The sequence below is a fragment of the Cupriavidus sp. F041 genome (genome assembly GCF_057814235.1).
In genome coordinates, this window is the sequence record NZ_JBVASY010000001.1 from 2,890,877 (window position 1) to 2,908,479 (window position 17,603).

The 17,603-nt window shown below is 57.8% G+C and carries 17 protein-coding genes; 10 read left to right on the top strand and 7 right to left on the bottom strand.

Annotated features, from left to right (window positions below; all coding sequences use genetic code 11):
* Positions 1-230 precede the first annotated feature (230 nt).
* The 5 genes from ACZY0R_RS13235 to ACZY0R_RS13255 form a co-directional block, all read right to left on the bottom strand.
* Positions 231-1,265 carry a ParM/StbA family protein gene (locus tag ACZY0R_RS13235; RefSeq protein ID WP_488858822.1) on the bottom strand — a complete coding sequence of 345 codons (1,035 nt, stop codon included), beginning with the start codon at positions 1,263-1,265 and terminating at the stop codon, positions 231-233.
* Positions 1,266-1,970: 705 nt separating this feature from the next.
* A complete protein-coding gene (locus ACZY0R_RS13240) occupies positions 1,971-2,660 on the bottom strand; it encodes a GGDEF domain-containing protein (protein ID WP_488858823.1) in 690 nt (229 codons plus the stop codon).
* 76 nt (positions 2,661-2,736) lie between these two features.
* Positions 2,737-3,111 (bottom strand): zinc ribbon domain-containing protein, encoded by a 375-nt coding sequence (locus ACZY0R_RS13245; protein ID WP_488858824.1) that lies wholly within the window; start codon positions 3,109-3,111, stop codon positions 2,737-2,739.
* A 315-nt stretch (positions 3,112-3,426) separates the two neighbouring features.
* Positions 3,427-3,702 (bottom strand): hypothetical protein, encoded by a 276-nt coding sequence (locus ACZY0R_RS13250; RefSeq protein ID WP_488859758.1) that lies wholly within the window; start codon positions 3,700-3,702, stop codon positions 3,427-3,429.
* Complete coding sequence (locus ACZY0R_RS13255) at positions 3,623-3,934, bottom strand: helix-turn-helix domain-containing protein (protein WP_488858826.1); 312 nt, start codon at positions 3,932-3,934, stop codon at positions 3,623-3,625. Before ACZY0R_RS13255 ends, ACZY0R_RS13250 begins: the two co-directional genes overlap by 80 nt.
* 54 nt (positions 3,935-3,988) lie before the next feature.
* Between ACZY0R_RS13255 and tnpA the strand changes: the two genes are divergently transcribed.
* A complete protein-coding gene (gene tnpA, locus ACZY0R_RS13260) occupies positions 3,989-4,360 on the top strand; it encodes an IS200/IS605 family transposase (RefSeq protein ID WP_488858827.1) in 372 nt (123 codons plus the stop codon).
* A gap of 63 nt (positions 4,361-4,423) precedes the next feature.
* On the opposite strand, the gene ACZY0R_RS13265 is transcribed toward tnpA, so the two are convergent.
* Positions 4,424-5,275 (bottom strand): NAD(P)H-binding protein, encoded by an 852-nt coding sequence (locus ACZY0R_RS13265; RefSeq protein WP_488858828.1) that lies wholly within the window; start codon positions 5,273-5,275, stop codon positions 4,424-4,426.
* A gap of 226 nt (positions 5,276-5,501) precedes the next feature.
* A complete protein-coding gene (locus tag ACZY0R_RS13270) occupies positions 5,502-5,990 on the bottom strand; it encodes a hypothetical protein (RefSeq protein ID WP_488858829.1) in 489 nt (162 codons plus the stop codon).
* 1,401 nt (positions 5,991-7,391) lie between these two features.
* Between ACZY0R_RS13270 and ACZY0R_RS13275 the strand changes: the two genes are divergently transcribed.
* From ACZY0R_RS13275 to ACZY0R_RS13315, 9 genes are all read left to right on the top strand, one after another.
* Positions 7,392-7,718 (top strand): hypothetical protein, encoded by a 327-nt coding sequence (locus ACZY0R_RS13275; RefSeq protein WP_488858830.1) that lies wholly within the window; start codon positions 7,392-7,394, stop codon positions 7,716-7,718.
* Between the two features lie 310 nt (positions 7,719-8,028).
* Positions 8,029-9,168 (top strand): polysaccharide biosynthesis/export family protein, encoded by a 1,140-nt coding sequence (locus ACZY0R_RS13280; protein WP_488858832.1) that lies wholly within the window; start codon positions 8,029-8,031, stop codon positions 9,166-9,168.
* On the top strand, positions 9,165-9,602 hold the full coding sequence (locus ACZY0R_RS13285; protein ID WP_488858833.1) for a low molecular weight protein-tyrosine-phosphatase: 438 nt from the start codon (positions 9,165-9,167) through the stop codon (positions 9,600-9,602). Before ACZY0R_RS13280 ends, ACZY0R_RS13285 begins: the two co-directional genes overlap by 4 nt.
* Before the next feature lie 20 nt (positions 9,603-9,622).
* Entirely contained in the window at positions 9,623-11,866 is a 2,244-nt protein-coding gene (locus ACZY0R_RS13290) for a polysaccharide biosynthesis tyrosine autokinase (protein ID WP_488858834.1), read from the top strand.
* A 465-nt stretch (positions 11,867-12,331) separates the two neighbouring features.
* Complete coding sequence (wbpA, locus tag ACZY0R_RS13295) at positions 12,332-13,648, top strand: UDP-N-acetyl-D-glucosamine 6-dehydrogenase (RefSeq protein WP_488858835.1); 1,317 nt, start codon at positions 12,332-12,334, stop codon at positions 13,646-13,648.
* A gap of 16 nt (positions 13,649-13,664) precedes the next feature.
* The gene (gene wbpB, locus ACZY0R_RS13300; protein WP_488858836.1) at positions 13,665-14,615 is read left to right on the top strand and encodes a UDP-N-acetyl-2-amino-2-deoxy-D-glucuronate oxidase; all 951 of its coding nucleotides are present in this window, start codon (positions 13,665-13,667) and stop codon (positions 14,613-14,615) included.
* Positions 14,616-14,622: 7 nt separating this feature from the next.
* Positions 14,623-15,210, top strand: coding sequence for a UDP-2-acetamido-3-amino-2,3-dideoxy-D-glucuronate N-acetyltransferase (wbpD, locus tag ACZY0R_RS13305; RefSeq protein WP_488858837.1), 588 nt, complete (start codon positions 14,623-14,625; stop codon positions 15,208-15,210).
* Positions 15,207-16,304: a DegT/DnrJ/EryC1/StrS family aminotransferase gene (locus ACZY0R_RS13310; protein WP_488858838.1), complete on the top strand. Its 1,098-nt coding sequence runs from the start codon at positions 15,207-15,209 to the stop codon at positions 16,302-16,304. The genes wbpD and ACZY0R_RS13310 overlap by 4 nt, the downstream gene beginning before the upstream one ends.
* Positions 16,305-16,901: 597 nt before the next feature.
* Positions 16,902-17,549: a lipopolysaccharide biosynthesis protein gene (locus ACZY0R_RS13315; protein ID WP_488858839.1), complete on the top strand. Its 648-nt coding sequence runs from the start codon at positions 16,902-16,904 to the stop codon at positions 17,547-17,549.
* The last annotated feature ends 54 nt before the right edge of the window (positions 17,550-17,603 follow it).

The window sequence follows — 17,603 nt, forward strand, 5'->3', positions numbered from 1 at the left end:
GGCGCCGCACACGACCCGCGCAAACGGTACTGTGGGTGCGGCCATTGCTCTCAGCTCAGCCAGGTGTGTGTCTCTCACAGTCCCCGGGGGCAAGTGCGACACGTGTGTCGCACTTGTACACAATCCTTGGTCCGTATTTCATCGTCGACCAAGTTTTTGCTCAAAAGGAACCGGCCCGCGCTCCAATCGATCGCGTCGCTAGGCGCAGGATCGGAGCCTAGCTGCCCCTGTTAGTCTTCCGCTGCTCCCCATTGATAGAAACCCCGAGCGTTTGCCATCATCGGCTCGGCGACAACGCGAACTATGTCTGGAGGGAAGCACTTTCGGATTGCCTCCTCAAATAGCGGCAGGCCACCGCCGGTGAGCACCACATTGTCGAACGCTGTCGACACCAAACGCTTCTTGAGTTGCTCCGTTACCTCGCCCGCAAATTCTTTCGCCTTAGCATGGAAGGGGCGCATGTCGATCATTCCCGCGCCGATCAGTGCAAGCTCGTTCCGCCTTAACCCACGGCTTGCTGTGTAATAGTCGATATGTATCCCTAATTCTCTCGTCATCGTATTCGCCAGTCTGTAAATAATGGATGCCATCCCTTCCGGGATAGCTCCCGATTCGTCGTAGATTGGCTTCGTGCCCTTGGCTGCATACCAATCGAAAGTCCGCTCACCCGGGTCAATGACCAAATTGGCGCGCTCGCCGTTGAGGTCTTCCTCGCTTCCCTCTCTCGTCGCCCAGTACACTAAGCTTCCAACGGGTTGCGGGACAACCTCGACATTCTGGATGCGTACCGCAATTTCAGGGCCGTATCGGGCTTCGAGCGGGGGAGGCGTTGGAATTGAGAGCCGCTTCCCCTGATAGCGTTGACGCAACGTTTCTCGTCTCAGAGAAAACTGCGAGAGCGGCAATCCGAGTACGAGCTTGTGGATGGACCTTCTAATGACGCCGCTCTTGCGAAACATGTAGTGCAGGCCTCCAATGACGTGCGCCTCGTATTCTGGGCTGTCACTATAGGTATCGGTCACTATCGGCTCGGGAACGTATAGATGGGTATCCGGACCAATCCAATAGTACCGGCCATTTACTAACACCTTTACTTCATCATAGCTGGCTCGCATCCCATTCAGTTTATGGCTCTCGGTCGCACCGAACCAATCAGGCTTCACCCGCGCTGGGTACGCAAGGTCGCCGTCTCCCCAGTCCATTTTTATGTTGCCATATCCAATGTCCATTCCCACAACGAGTTGGTCTGTAACCTTTTTCGACATTAACTACTCCTAGAATTTGTGTATCTTTACGGGCGGACGCGGGACGGCCGATGGCGATTGATTGGGCAAAGCACTCACGCTGGGAACTCGCTCAAGTACTTCGTACCCACGAATTAGTAAGGCCCTAATGTAATAAGCACGCTCTCTGCTCCCTGCGTGGGCTGCAAAGGTGCTGAGCTTCTCGAAAAGAGGGCCATCAGAGGACGCGATCGTCACCTGAACAGCGATTTTGTGTTGCTTTTTCATGATTGAAAATTGCCGGGCAATGATTGCATGAGGTAACAATGCGAATGGCAACGTAGATCGAGATAGTGGTGCTCCCACGGTTCGATGTACTTACGGGATTCAGTGTCGTCAAACTGACGGCAGGATTGGGCGACGAATGCACATGAAAAAGTGTCGTGATTTGGAGCCGGGGCCAAAATGGCAATTGCGGCGGGTGTCCAAGTCGCACTGGTGCCTGTCCGCTGGAGCGGGCTCTATGGATGTTGTTCTCTTGGGGTATCGAGCGCGGCTGTGTGCAGAGTGAGGACGAAGACGAGCCCACGGGTGTCCAAACGGGTAGCCGCGAGGACTTCACTCGGATTGTCTGCGTGTTCCAGGCGTCCGATCACATCGGCGCAATGACCTGCACGGTAGCCAACCCGGCTTGCGGCATGAGCTTGGACTGCGTGCCGATCGTGCCAAAGCGTCCTGGGCTACAACTCAGGCGCCTTCCATCATCGCTTCGACCCGGTTCCTGCCCGCGCTCTTGGCGCGGTAGAGGGCCAGGTCTGCGCGGCCAATGGCGCCATCGAGGCGCATTTCCGTCTTGTCCAGGCAGGCCACGCCGATGCTGATGGTGAGCGCGGCGGTGCGCTTGCCGAAGAACCGCGGGGACGTTGACCGCAGGCGCTCCGCCGGGGGCAGCGCGCCGTCCATGCCGGTACGCGGCAGCAATACCAGGAATTCCTCTCCGCCGAAGTGGCCGGGGTAGGCGTGGGCCGGCAACTCGCGCTTGAGCATGGCCGAGAATTCCTTCAGCATCCGGTCGCCTTCGGCATGCCCCAGGCTGTCGTTGACGCGCTTGAAGTGGTCCAGGTCGATCATCAGCAAGGCCATCTCGCCGCCATCCACCTTCATCCGGTCCAACTCACACTGGCCGGCATCGTACAGTGCGCGGCGATTGAGCAACTGCGTCAGCGGATCGGTCCTGGAGAGGATGTCGAGTTCCACATGCAGGCGCCGCGTGATCACCAGCATGAAGGCGACCGACAGCGCCAGGACCATGAGCGTGTTGGAGCTGAGATAGATAATCTGGATGATGTCGTCGGGGGCGAAGAGCGTTTGCTCGGCCAGGCCCGCGAACAGGCTGGTCGCGAAGCGCACCGTCACCACCAGCGTCTGGGCGGCCATCAGCCCGCCAAAGAAATGAACTACTCCAACCAAGTCGCTGCGCGATTGGATGGAGTTTCGCAGAGCAAAACCCTGCCTACGCCAGTTCCTGACGTGATGGGGCTGTCGGCGTACCGTACAGCGCCCAATTCAAAACCACGCGCGCCGATGCCGCGTCTCGCGGCTCCGTATGGCCGCATTCGGTGCATCGGTGCGTTCTCTCCGACAGGCTCTTCTTCCGGACATACCCACATGCGGGGCATGTCTGGCTCGGTTTGAGCGCTCGCGTCGGCGCCTCTGCCCACAATCCACCAGTGTCCGTGACTTTGTAGCGGAGCAGTTGCATCAACAGTGCCGGCGCGGTGTCGAGGATCTCCCGGTTCAGCCCCGCTTTCTGCGAGACATTCTTGCCGGGGAACTCCATCGTGCCTTTGGCACTGCGGGTCATGTTCTTGATCTTGAGTTCTTCCATGGCCACCAGCGCGTGTTCGCGCCAAATGGCAAGTCTCCTTATGCAGGAAATCCAAGCGCTTGCGGGCTTGACGCGAGCGCGCCTTGGCCAACTGGCGCACCGCTTGCTTGCGCCGCGCGGACCCTCGCTTCTTCCGGCTGACTGCTTGCTGCAAGGCAGTGATCACTGCCTCGCTGGCTCTGTGCCAGCGAGGATTCTCCAGCACGAAGGCCGTCCCGTTCTCCTAAATGCCGGACAGGAGCGTTTCGGTGCCCCAGTCCAGCGCGATCGCGCCGTGCCCGGTGCGTTGCCGCTCGATCAATGCCGGTTGAACGGTCAGAGACAGGAACCACTGACCGTCACGGTGCAATAGATCAGATGCACACACTTCTCCGCCTTGTCGCGCGTGCCCTCGGCACGAGACATGTCCAACGCCCGAGATGCGCAGCGTGCCGTGCTTCCAATTCGCGCTTGGTGTGAAGCGCCAACCATCGCCGTGAGATTTGAAGGAGAAGCCGGGAAAGCGAGCGATTTATAACGGGGGAATCCGGGCGTATCGCCGGCCTTGACGCGGCGAAAGAATGCCGCAAAAGCCTTGTCCAGTCGGCGCAATGTCATCTGCTGGCTGGAACAGTTCACCGTCGCCCAATCGGGCAGGTCTCGCCGGATCTCGGTGAGCGATGTGCAACTTGCGGGCCTTCTGCCACGCGCTGATCCGCTCTTCGAGTGCTGCGTTATAGAGTTGCTGATGCGAACGCAGCAATGCAGTCAGCGCCAGGGCTTGGCGCGGCGTTGGGTATAGGCGATAGGTCACCTTGCGCCTCTGCGCGGGCGTCTGCATCATCTGATTACTATGCCGGCGATCGAACTCAAGTCCCTATCCCACTGCGTTTAGGCGTTGCAATACCATCTAGTCATTGTAGCGAAGTACCGCAAAAAATGTCTGACGGATGCCATGCTGAGCGCCTTCGGCACGCAAGCGCGGGAGCGCTGCGTGGCCTGGGAAGGGACGCTGCTGGAAGTGAACGGCGAAGCCGACCACATTCATCTCTTGCTGGAGCTACCGCCTACCGTCGCGACGGCTGACTTCGTGAATGCCCTAAAGACAGGCACCAGCCGCCGGCGGAGAAACCAGTTTAAGGAACACTTGGCGCGCTACTACAGCAAGCCAGTGCTCTGGAGCCGAAGCTACGGCATCCTGAGTTGCGGCGGTGCGCCACTGGACGTCATCAAGCAATACATCCAGCAGCAAGCTCGCCCTAACGACTAACCGGCTCTGCGAGCCGGGCGCTATCCCCCTCCAACCAAATCGGACGGCGCCGCCTATGTGTCGCTACGCGACGGGCCGATTTGGATGGGGCCCCCCGCGCATTGGGTGGGAAGCCGCTCGGCAGGCGAGGCAAAGGTGGCCGGCGCGTGCAAGGGCCGCCCGGCCAGGGCGACGGCAGCGTGCGGGCTGGCGCTGTTGTCGCGACGTAGCATGACCAGGCTGTCGCGGTCGACAAGGCTGCCCGGAACCCTCGCCAAGCCTGCCGCGCACGCGCAGCCACCGCGCCGGGCGCAGGCCCATGCCGCCCCTGAGGGCGCCAAGCCAGCCGGCAAGCCCGAGCCGGGCCGGCCCGACCGCGGGCACGGTGCGCCGGCCCGCGCAGTTCCCGCTGAGCGCATTGGCCAGCAGCGCCACCAGGTCGTCAATATGGATGGGCAGCACGTGCCCGGCGCCCGCTGGCACCGGCAGCACGGGGAGTGCCGCCAGCCGCCGGAACAAAGTGGCACTACGGCCCGAAGGTGCATACACCAGCGACGGCTGTACGATCAGCCAGTCCAGCTTGCTGGCCCGCAAGGCATGGTCGGCCATGCCCTTGCTGCGCCAGTAAGCGGTAGCGGCATCGCGAGCCGCACCCAGCGCGGAAAGCTGGACCATGCGGCGCACGCCAGCCTGCTCGCAAGCCAGCATCAGGGCACACGGCATATCCGCGTGCAATGCCTGGAAGCGTTGCCGCCCGACCTCGCGGAAGATACCTACCGCATTGAGGACGACATCGAAGCCGCACAAGGCAGCGTGCCAGTGCGCCGGCGTGGCCCAGGTCGTCAGGTCGCCGGCGATGCAGTGCAGCCGGGGAAGGCGCGCAAGCGCGTCGGGCCGCCGGGCCAGCGCCACCACGTGATGCCCTTGCGCCAGCAAATGATCACCAAAGCCGACCCCACCAGCCCGCTGGCCCCCACCACCAAAGCCCTTACCGTATCACCTGTCAATTCTGTAATTTCGGTCTGAGCAGGAATTACAGAATTCGCGACGGGAAGTCAAGGGATGCCGTACGGGTGGGGCGGCAGCCAGGCAGCCAGGAAGCGCAACCTGCAGGATGAGGCGAAGGGAGGGCGGCTGTGCCGCCCCGAACACGTAAGGCGATTCAGCCCGCTCGCGAATCCGTGGCGGGGGTGCGCCGGGCATCACGGCGCTTGAGCGTATCGCTTGCCACGGACTCCGACAAGAACAGCCACAAAGTGCGAACCCGGATAATCCCGTCCCCCGGGCCATCGTGGGTCAGGCGCTTTGCGACTTCCTCCAGCTTGCCAAACATCTCCGGGCGAAGCCGCGTGCGCAGCTCGTCGACTCGCGCCGCCGGCACCACTACCTCGTCGCGGTTGCCGAACCAGCGGCGCTCCGCGAAGAACAGCAGCGCGGCCAGTATCGCCACACCGATACCCACATTCTCAAAGCCGGCCAGATGGAAACTACTGGCCGCGAAACACAGCACGGCCACCGCGGCCATCAGGACAAAGGCGGCCCGCAGGACGACGAAGGAGCGAGGGTGCGAAATCATGCGCGCCAGATCGCGCACCGCGGCGATTTCATCTTGCTCCAGGATGTTGAGGACGTTGGTAGTCGAAACTTTCATTTTTCTATTTGCTACTGTTTCTACTGTCTCGTTGCCTTCGGCCGTTCGGGCGCGGCCCCAGGCGGCTTTGCTGAGCCTGTATCCATCGAGGAACCGGCAGTGTACACATATGGCGGTTAAGGCGCTTGAGCTGCGGGTTTCGGCAGGATTGGACCGCGGCGAGGGAATTGAGTGGGAATAAGCTGATGTTAGGCCCTGGCCGTGCACCGTCAATGCGCCGTTTGACCTAGGCCGGTCATGCTTCCGGGCTAGAACTGGCGCGCTGTCATAAGGCCGTCTGCGGTGGAGCGGCCAGGCAGCCGTCCCGGCGCGGTGCGGAAAAAGGGCGGATACAAGGAGAGATCCGTGTCCGTCCGGTGTGGCGGATACGGCGCTCCAGCCGCGCGGCCCGTATGCTGCCCACGGCACAGGAGCCAAAATCCTGTCACAATGCCACGTTGGCTACCCTCGGTACCTGGTGCGTCCTGATATTGAAATGCGGCTCACCGAAGGCTTCCAGCAAGCGGATGATTTCGCGCGTAGAATCCGCGCGCGTTATGCGCACCTCGCTGAGCCTCCGGGGAGCCGCGGCGTCGCTAACAATATAGTGTCGCCGGACCGTCAGCACCGCCTCGCTGGGCGCCGTGACCAGGACCGGGGGCGCGTCCTCGTCCTTATAGCTGCCATAGATTCAGCCCGACGGCGTCAGATGCGCCTCGATCCAGGCCTCCCGCGCCTCGAATGCTGTCGCCCCGGCCTCCACATTCCTCTCGGTTGAATCCAGCATCCGCCTCTGCCCTTCGAATTTGAGTCAGTCATCCCCAAGCCGCGCGCACGCATCGTGCATCGACCAGCGCGGATGGGGCAGATGCCTGACCCGTGGTGAATCACCGGGCGAATTCTGATTTCGACAAGGCCGCACCGCTACCCTGCATTGGTAGGAATCACTGGTGCACAGGGTACGAATGTCTGCGCGCAGGCTAGTCGGGTCGGCCAGCGGCCGGCATCCCGGGCAGCCCGGACACCTTCCGTTCCCCACCTAAGCGTGGGGCCTACCTAAGCGGGGTAACAGCGATTACCGCGTCCATCAATAATCGGAACCAGCAAGCGTGACCCCTTGCTAATTCCCGATAGGGTGTAGGCACTCCCCGCGCCTACACCCTTTTTTTTATGGTGCTTCGGACTTTCGTGTGGGTACCGCATGCGGGTGCAAGTGGCCGCAAGCAAAACGCTGGTTTGCTCCCCTCTCCCATGAAATGGGAGAGCAACCGAGGGAGAGCGCGGGCGCTCGCTCACGTGATGCGTCTCGCTCTCGCGCAGGCCCGCCCGCTCTCTCAAAACCCTCTTCCGCCATGCGGGAGAGCGGGAGCTACGGCAGTGCTGGAAGTAGCCCGGCGATGAATCGACCCGCACGAAAGTCGGGTGAACCTTTTTATCAGTAGTCCGCTTTGCGCGATCGCCTTCACGCACGGAATTGAGTCAGCATGGCAGTCCTCGCGACTACACGCTTTCCCTCCCTTGTGGGGGTACCGGAATATTCGTATCGCCGGGCTTTCCGAACATGCAAAGGGACGGCGGAAGAATTCGCCGCAACGCAAGAAATCTCTTCGCGCCCGCAGAGAAGATTCCGGACAACGCAGCGAATATGCAACGAAAAGCCGAAGCGAAAAAAGCGAACCGAAATCCCAGGAAACGACGGAATTTCCCACCATGAACACAAGCCGAATTCTTCTGCATCACCGCTTCTGATGACATCCCTCCCTTTGTCGGGTCCACTCTTCAGTGGGGATAGAAAACAGGGCAAAAACGCCCGCGCCGCCTTGAAGAGCGACCCCCATGAGCCATACACTTCGCCGGGCTCAACGCTGTGATGCAGTGCAAGGAAATAGCGCACGCATCACAAAGCCATCGCCGCAAAGTTCATCTCCGCCCGGCAAGCCCAGGTAGTGGAAAGGCACCGACGTGTGCCATGTTGGACAAGCGGCTTCGTCGCAGCAATCCCCGGCCAGGAGACGGGCGGGAGTGCGGACCTTTCGGGTTTCAAGGGAATTATCAAGACGTGTTCAAGCTTTCAAGCCTTCTGTCTTACCGTAAAGCGGTACTGTTGCTGGGGATGATTCCGTTGCTGGCATCCTGCGCATTGGCGCCGGGGATGCGCTTCGATCCGCAGCGCCCGCTTGATCCGGAAGACCCGAATACTGTACCCAAAGTCACCCCCATCACCCCCGCCCTGGTGCGCGCGATGAAGGCCGCCGCCGCGCCAGCCAACGCAGATGTAAGCGAACTGTTTGGCACGCCGGATCCTTATACGGTGGGTGTCGGCGACATCCTCTCCATCGTCGTGTGGGACCACCCCGAACTCGTGTTCCCCACCCAGACCTACTCCATCGGATCCGCGTACGAGATCCCCAACTACAGTGGCGCAGCCAACGTACCGGGATACGTGGTCAGCCCCGCCGGCACAATCCAGTTTCCGTACGCAGGCGTGCTCACCGTCCTCGGCAAAACGCCGGACCAGATTCGCGGCGAGCTCAGCAAGCAGCTAAAGGGCGTCGTCAACATGCCCCAGGTCACCGTGCGCGTGCTCGCCTTCCGCAGCAAGCGCGTGTACCTGGATGGCGAAGTGAAGACCCCCGGCCCGCAAAATATCGACGACGTGCCGATGACGCTGGTTGAAGCACTCAATCGCGCCGGCGGCGTCAATGTCACGACCGGTGACAATAGCCGCATTCGCATTGCCCGTGGAGGCAAGAACTACTTTGTCAACCTGCCCGCGCTACTGCAACAAGGCATCGACCCGGCCCGCGTCATGCTGCGCAATGGCGACATCGTGCGTGTGGAACAGCGCGAAGACAGCAAGGTGTTTGTCACCGGCGAAGTGGTGCGGCCATCCACGATTCTGCCGCGCAATGGCCGCCTCACGCTGAATGAAGCGATTGGCGAAGCCGGCGGCGTCAATCCCACCTCCGCAGACGCGAAAGAACTCTACGTGATTCGCAAGAACGTGGACGGCGAAGCTGAAGTCTTCCACCTCGACGGAAAGTCGCCCGTGTCACTGGCCCTGGCGGAATCGTTCGAACTGAAACCCAAGGACGTCGTGTATGTCGACGCAGCCGGTGTAGTCCGCTGGAGCCGCGTGATCAACCAGTTGATCCCGAGTGCCAATTTCTTCAACGCCACCGCGAATACCGTCAAATGATCAAGACCGTGCTCGTAGTGTGCATAGGCAACATCTGCCGCAGTCCAATGGCGGAAGCGCTGCTCAAGCAAGCGCTGCCCGAAGCGAATGTCGTGTCGGCCGGGCTGGGCGCGCTGGTCGGCCAACCCGCCGATCCGCACGCGGTTGCATTGATGAGTGGCCTGGGTCTGGACATTACCGGGCACCATGCGCGCCAACTCAATCGCGCAATTGCCACGCAAGCCGATTTGATTCTGGTGATGGACAACTCGCAAAAGCAGGAGATCCAGCGACAGTATCCGGCGACGACGGGCAGGATATTCCGGCTTGGCGAACTCGCCAGGTTCGATGTGCCGGACCCATATCGCGAGGCGCTCCCCGCCTTTGAAAACGCGCTGCAGTTGATTCAGCGCGGCGTGGAAGCCTGGGTGCCGCGCATCCAGGCCCTCCGTTAACTGTATTTGTAGTAGAGCCAATGAACCAGAATCCTCTTCCCGTTGCTGTTGCTGGTCCGCCGGACGACGAGATTGATCTCGTACGGTATCTGGATGTATTGCTCGCCAGCCGCGTGCTGATTGCGACGATCGCCGCCGTAGTCCTGGCACTTGGCGTTGCTTATGCTTTCCTGGCCCGGCCGGTGTATCAGGCAGACATTTTGGTGCAGGTGGAGGACAACCCTAATAGTGCGAAGAGCCTGCTGGGGGATGTGTCCAGCCTGTTCGACGTAAAGGCTGAAGCGACCGCCGAGATCGAGATTCTTCGCTCGCGCATGGTGGTGGGCAAGGCCGTTGACAACCTGCATCTGTACATTTACGCCAAGCCCAACTACTTGCCATTCTTCGGTGCATGGATTGCCAGCCGGGCGAAAGGCCTATCCGACCCGGGTTTGCTCGGGTTCGGCGGCTTTGCCTGGGCGAAGGAATCCATCGATGTCGACCAGTTCGATGTGCCTGAGTCCCTAGAAGGCGAGAAGTTCAAGCTGGTCGCTCTGGGCGAAGGCCGCTACCGAGTGGAGCAGGACAGCCTCGACAAGCCATTGGAAGGCCGCGTAGGAGAGTTGCTACAAGCCAATCAAAACGTTGGCAGCTTTACCCTGCTGGTGAAAGATCTCAAAGCCAAGCCCGGCATTGTCTTCAACCTAGTACGTAATTCACGTTTGCAGACACTGGAAAAGCTGCAAGACCAGCTCAAGATTGCCGAGAAAGGCAAGCAGAGCGGCATTATCGGCGCCTCGCTTGACGGTACCGATCCCAAGCTCACCGCAAGCATCCTCAATGAGATCGGCGACGAATATGTCGCCCAGAACATCAAGCGCAAAGCTGCCGAAGCCGAGAAGTCCCTGGTCTTCCTCGGCGACCTAGTGCCGCAGCTAAAAACCGAGCTTGAGCGCGCGGAAGTCAAATACAACGAAATGCGCAACAAGCGCAACACCTTCAACCTCAGCGAAGAAGGCAAAGCCTTCCTGCAGGAAAGTGTAACGGCGGAAACTAGCCTGCTTGAGCTGAAGCAGAAGCGTACGGAACTGCTGACCCGGTTCACCACAACGCACCCCAGCATTCAAGCCCTCGACCAGCAGATCGCCACACTGAGCACCAAGGTGGGCGGGATGGCCGCCAAGTTGAAGACGTTCCCCAATGTCGAGCAGGACACCCTGCGCCTCATGCGCGACGTCCAGGTCAACAATGACCTCTACGTGGGCCTGCTCAACAATATGCAGCAGCTCAAGCTGGTTAAGGCCGGCAAGGTCGGTAACGTCCGCTTGCTGGATAATGCCCCCATTCCCGAAGAACCCATCAAGCCCAAGAAGGGCCTTACCATCGCCCTGGCCGCAATCTTTGGCGTGCTGATTGGCGTGGTGGGCGCCTTTGTGCGCAACGCACTCTATGGCGGCATTACCGACTCCCAGGATATCGAGCAGCACAGCGGACTGAACGTCTATGCCACTGTGCCGCTGTCGACGCAGCAAGGCATGCTGAGCGAGGAGATCCGCCTGCGCAAGCGCGGCCGGTTCCTACTGGCAGACCGCTATCCCAACGATCCATCAATCGAAAGCCTGCGCAGCCTGCGTACCGCGCTGCAGTTCGCGATGCTGGACGCCGACAACAACCGTGTTCTGCTGACTGGCCCCACGCCAGGTGTAGGCAAGTCATTCGTTTCCGCAAACCTTGCGCTGGTCATGGCCACCGGCGGCAAGCGCGTGCTTCTCGTGGACGCGGATTTGCGCAAGGGCTATCTCAACCAGTACTTTGGCAAGGAGCGGCAGCGCGGGCTCTCCGACGTCTTGATTGGGCAGATCAGCTTCGACGAAGCCGTACACCGGAGCGTCTTCGAGAATCTGGACTTCCTGAGCACCGGCGTATTGCCACCGAATCCGGCGGAACTGCTGCTCAACGAACGGATGGTGAGTCTGCTGCAGGAGATCAGCGAGGGGTATGACCTGGTCCTGATCGATACCCCACCGGTACTCGCCGTATCGGACACAGCGATCCTGGCGGCGCGCTGCGGCACTGTGTTCCTTGTCACTCGGTTTGAGAAAACGACGATTGGTGAGGTCACAGAATCGGCCAAGCAGCTTCGTCAATCCAACGCTGAAGTGAATGGCGTGGTCTTCAATGGATTGGATGCCAGTGCCTATCGCTACGGGTATGGATCAAAGTATGGGCGCTATCGGTATACGTATTACGGGTATGCGAGTGAGACGGAGAAGGTGCAGAGCTAACGCCATCGTACCGAGTATCAATTAAGGTCAAGTAGATAATCCGTCATAAGAGCGGGTGAGCCAAATAGAAGTTAATTATTTGTGGATCGGTCAAGTCCATGTATTCATGGCCGAATCACACCTGACGCAGGGCTAGTTGCTGTCGGAATCACGTAGAGATTTCACTGGCGAAGTAAACAATCTGGAATGTGCATTTAATTATGACGGAAATATTCAATATTTCTCGCATGCGGGCACACTCACGCCGAAATTCCGGTTCGTTCGGTAATTCGTCGAAGCACAGGCGCACAGTCGATGCGAAAGGCGTCATGGACTCAGGACGATCCCGTTTGGGATCCGGATTGCTATGTTAGCGATGTCCGGCCAGAACACGAGCCATAAACCGCACTCCATCGCACCCTGACCTCGGCTTGAAAAGAGGCTTCAGATTTAGTCCATCAAAGAAATATCAGGCGTCTAAAAATCATGTCTAATCTCATCGCAGCTAATCTTGTCGAGCGTTTGCAACGCAAGGAATCCATCATCGGCATCGTGGGGCTTGGGTATGTCGGGCTTCCGCTCATGCTTCGCTATAACGCCATTGGATTCCGGGTGCTGGGCATTGACATCGACCAGGACAAGGTCGACAAGCTCAACGCAGGTCATAGCTATATCGAGCACATCTCCGCCGTCAGTATTGCCCGAGCGCGCGAGAGCGGGTTCGAGGCCACCACGGACTTCGAGCGGGCCCGTGAGTGCGATGCGTTGATTCTCTGCGTTCCCACCCCGCTCAACAAATACCGAGAGCCCGATATGAGCTTCGTGGTGAACACCACGGATGCCATCAAGAAGTATCTGCGCGAAGGGCAGGTAGTCTCGCTCGAGAGCACCACCTATCCGGGCACCACCGAAGAGGAGTTGTTGCCACGCGTACAAGAAAGTGGCCTTGAAGTTGGTATCAATATCTTCTTGGTCTACTCGCCCGAGCGAGAAGACCCGGGCAACGCAAACTTCGAGACTCGAACCATTCCCAAGGTCGTTGGCGGCCACACCAGCCTCTGCCTGGAAGTCGGGCTCGCACTGTACGCGCCGGCAATCGACAAGGTGGTGCCCGTGAGCTCCACCAAGGCAGCAGAGATGACCAAACTGCTGGAAAATATCCATCGTGCAGTGAACATCGGACTCGTCAACGAAATGAAAGTTGTGGCTGACCGCATGGGCATCGACATCTTTGAGGTCGTGGACGCGGCCGCCACAAAGCCGTTCGGGTTCACCCCCTATTACCCCGGCCCCGGGCTGGGCGGCCACTGCATTCCGATCGACCCGTTCTATCTGACCTGGAAGGCGCGCGAGTACGGCCTGCATACCAGATTCATCGAGCTCTCGGGTGAGGTTAACAAGGCAATGCCCGAGTACGTCGTCGGCAAGCTGATAGACGGCCTGAACTTCCATGGAAAGGCGCTTAAGGGCTGCAAGGTCCTGGTCCTCGGTATCGCCTACAAGAAGAACGTGGATGATATGCGCGAGTCCCCGTCGGTCGAAATCATGGAACTGATAGAAGCCAAGGGCGCCACGATTTCGTACAGCGATCCGCACGTCCCCATTTTTCCAAAAATGCGAGAGCATCACTTCGACCTAGCCAGCGTACAGCTGAATGCCGAAACGATCGCGAGCTTCGATGCCGTGGTACTGGCCACCGACCACGACAAGTTCGACTACTCGCTGATCAGCAAGCACGCCGCACTTTTGATTGACAGCCGCGGTAAGTACCGTGTTCCCGAATCCCATATCGTCAAAGCCTGATTGACGGGAGATAGAATTGAAACGATTTGCACTGATCGGCGCAGCCGGCTACATCGCACCGCGCCATATGCGCGCTATCAAAGACACGGGCAACGAGCTCGTCTCGGCCTATGACATTAACGATTCCGTAGGCATCATCGACAGCATCTCGCCGCAGAGCGAGTTCTTCACGGAATTCGAGCGGTTCTACGATCACGCCTGGCGCTTGAAGCGGAAACCGGATGCGGCCATCGACTACGTGGCCATCTGCTCGCCCAATTACCTGCACCAACCGCACATCGCTGCTGGGCTGCGCCTGGGCTGCAATGTCATTTGTGAGAAACCATTGGTTCCTACCGCTGCGCTGCTGGATGAGCTGGCTCTAGTGGAACGCGAAACTGGAAAGCGCGTCTTCAACATCCTGCAGTTGCGTCATCACCAAGCCATTCTCGCCCTGAAGGAGAAGGTAGCCGGGGGAGGGAGTTCGAGCAAACACGAGGTGGAACTTACCTACATCACGTCGCGCGGAAAATGGTACATGGAGAGCTGGAAGGGTGACATGCGGAAGTCCTTCGGCGTGGCGACCAATATCGGTGTCCACTTCTATGACATGCTCCATTTCATCTTCGGCAAGCTCCAGCGCAACGTGGTGCACTACAGCGGCGAGAGCAAGGCAGCTGGCTATCTTGAGTATGAACACGCGCGGGTTCGGTGGTTCCTGTCCATCGATGCCAATGACCTGCCCGAAAGCGTAAAGGGAACGAAGTCCACCTATCGATCCATCACTGTAGATGGACAAGAGATCGAGTTCTCCGAGGGCTTCACCGACCTGCACACGGTTAGCTACCAAGAGATCCTGGCTGGACGCGGTTATGGTCTGGATGACGCACGCCACTGCGTGGAGACAGTAGATACGATCCGCTCGGCCACGAGTGTTGCGCCTAAGAACGAAGAGGGGCATCCCTTCCTGAACCGACTAGTTCGCTGAGGTGGAAATGGCTTATCAAGTTCATCCCTCAGCCATCGTGGACGAAGGCGCGCAGATCGGGGACGGTTCGCGAGTCTGGCACTTTGTCCATATATGTGCTGGTGCAAGCATCGGAAAAGGCTGCTCGTTGGGGCAGAACGTATTCGTGGGAAATTGCGTAGTCATTGGTGACAACGTCAAGATCCAGAACAACGTCTCGGTGTACGACAACGTTACCCTCGAAGAAGGAGTGTTTTGCGGGCCGAGCATGGTGTTCACCAATGTCTACAATCCCCGCTCGCTAATCGAACGCAAGAACGAATACCGAAACACGCTCGTGAAGCGTGGCGCCACGCTCGGGGCCAACTGCACAATCGTCTGTGGCGTGACCATCGGTGAGTTCGCTTTCGTAGGTGCTGGCGCGGTCATAAATAAAGACGTGCCGGCCTACGCCTTGATGGTCGGGGTACCCGCACGCCAGATCGGATGGATGAGTGAGTTTGGGGAGCAGCTGGAGCTGCCGTTGCGAGGAGCGGGAAGTGTTACTTGCCAGCATTCAGGCACCAACTATGTACTTGATGGTGACAAAGTGATGAAAATGGAAGGCCGCAAATGATCGAATTTATAGACCTCAAGACCCAGCAAGCTAGGATCAAAGACAAAATCGATGCGGGGATCCAGCGCGTCCTCGCACATGGACAATATATTCTTGGTCCGGAAGTGGCGGAGCTTGAGGAAAAACTGGCACATTTTGCCGGTGCAAGATATTGCATCACATGTGCAAATGGAACGGATGCACTGCAAATTGCTCAGATGGCATTAGGCATTGGTCGAGGCGACGAGGTAATAACTCCTGGCTTCACTTATATTGCAACGGCAGAAACAATCGCCCTTCTTGGCGCGAAGCCGGTCTATGTAGATATAAATCCGTGCACGTACAATATTGATCCAACGTTGATTGAGGCAGCCATTACCCCGCGTACAAAGGCAATTATTCCCGTTAGCCTGTATGGCCAATGTGCTGATTTTGAAAGCATTAATAAAATTGCACTTAGACACAATATTCCAGTAATTGAAGATGCTGCGCAGAGCTTTGGTGCGACTCAAAAAGAAAGAAGAAGCTGCAATTTGTCCACTATCGCCTGTGCGAGCTTCTTTCCCAGCAAGCCACTTGGCTGCTATGGAGATGGCGGAGCCATTTTCACCAATGACGAGGCACTTGCGAAAATAATACGACAGATTGCCCGTCACGGCCAGGATCGGCGTTACCATCATGTTCGAATAGGCGTAAATAGTCGACTCGATACAATCCAAGCTGCAATTCTATTGCCTAAGTTGGATATCCTCGCCGAAGAGATTGAAATGCGCGCGGTGGCGGCGCAGCGTTACGACAAACTCTTGGCAGAAATCGGAATTGAATCGACTCCGTATATCGAAATTAATAATAAGAGCGCATACGCGCAGTACACGATTCGAGTCCAGCATCGTGATGAATTTAGAGAGAAATTGTATTCTTCGGGGGTCCCTACGGCCGTCCACTACCCGTTACCTTTGAATAAACAGCCGGCAGTCGCCGACACGAACTGCCACGAGTTGCCTTGCGGAGATGAAGTAGCAAAGACCGTAGTCAGCTTGCCGATGAGTCCGTATCTCGATGCGACAGTTCAATCTGACATCGTGCGTGCCGTCCAGCAAGCGATGTCGGACTAAACCGTGAAAGCGCGATTCACTCAGGCGATTGCTCTCCAGGCATCTGCACCGCTTCTCTTGCTGGGATTGTCTGCAATCATATCCCGTTCGATGGGGGCGGCTGAACAAGGCGCTTTCATTTCAGTAAAATCTTGGTTGGACGTAGTAATTGCCGCGGGATGTTTCGGCTTTCCACAAAGCATAATAATTTCAGTTAACCGATACGGTACCTCGAGGCGTCGATTATACGTGATGGCCTGCGTTTATTCCGCCCTTTTAGTTCCACTAATTGCGTTGCTGTGTCGCGTGATAAACCCAAGTCTGGCGAGTTCGAATTGGGTAGCACTATTTTTGGCTCTAGGGGGCTCCGGAATAATATTAGTAAATATATGGCGCGGCATCATATTGACGATAGATGATGGGCTTAGATTTCAATTAATAACAGCTCTGCCAACCCTCTGCTTGGTGTGTGTGGTGGCCGTGTATATCACATTTGACGCATCGCTCATTACTGATATGCCTTATGTGTATCTCGTGAGCGGAATGTCTTCCGCTGGAATCGGGTTCGCAATATTCAGATGGAGAGAGGTATCTAGGTACGGAGGAGAGAAACCCTCCATGGTGCAGTTGTTTTCGAACGGGGCAGACGTTTTTGTTCAGTCTCTTGCTACAACTTTTCAGACCTATATTTGCTTTTCGTGGATAAAGAATATTGGCGGGTTGTCTTCTGCGGGGCATTTTAGTGTGGCATTGATGGCATTGAACGCGGTTGGCTTTCCGCTTCAGGCGATAGCTCCGATGATTCTAAATAGCTGGAGTCGGCACAAAGATAATCACGCGTTAAGTGTCGGACGGGAAAAGATAAAACATTTAATTGCCTTGCTTCTGGTTGTTATGTGCGCGTCTGTTCTCCTTACTCCATGGGTAGTTCCATTAATATTCGGTCGCGAATTCGATGATGCCATCTTGGCTGTTCAGATAATGTTTGGTGCGATAGTGCCCATGGCGCTTTTTCGTCTCGGAGCGCTACGACTTGCCGCTCTTGGCAAGTTCCGATTCAACTCGGTCGTCGCGGGAGTTAGGTGCTGTTTTCTGTTTGCTACGCTTCACTTGTTGGCGGGGAATTTTAGTGAAGGAAATGCTGCAACTATTGCTGCAATCGTCTGGTTGATGGCCGAGGCTATGGCAGCTGCAATGATGATGAGAAAGTTGGAACGCCTGCGGCGACAGAATAGCCATGGAGGCTTATCTGTTGAGGGAGATTAGCGATGATTTATATTGATATCTCGTCGAAGAAATGAACTGCATGTTATATCGATC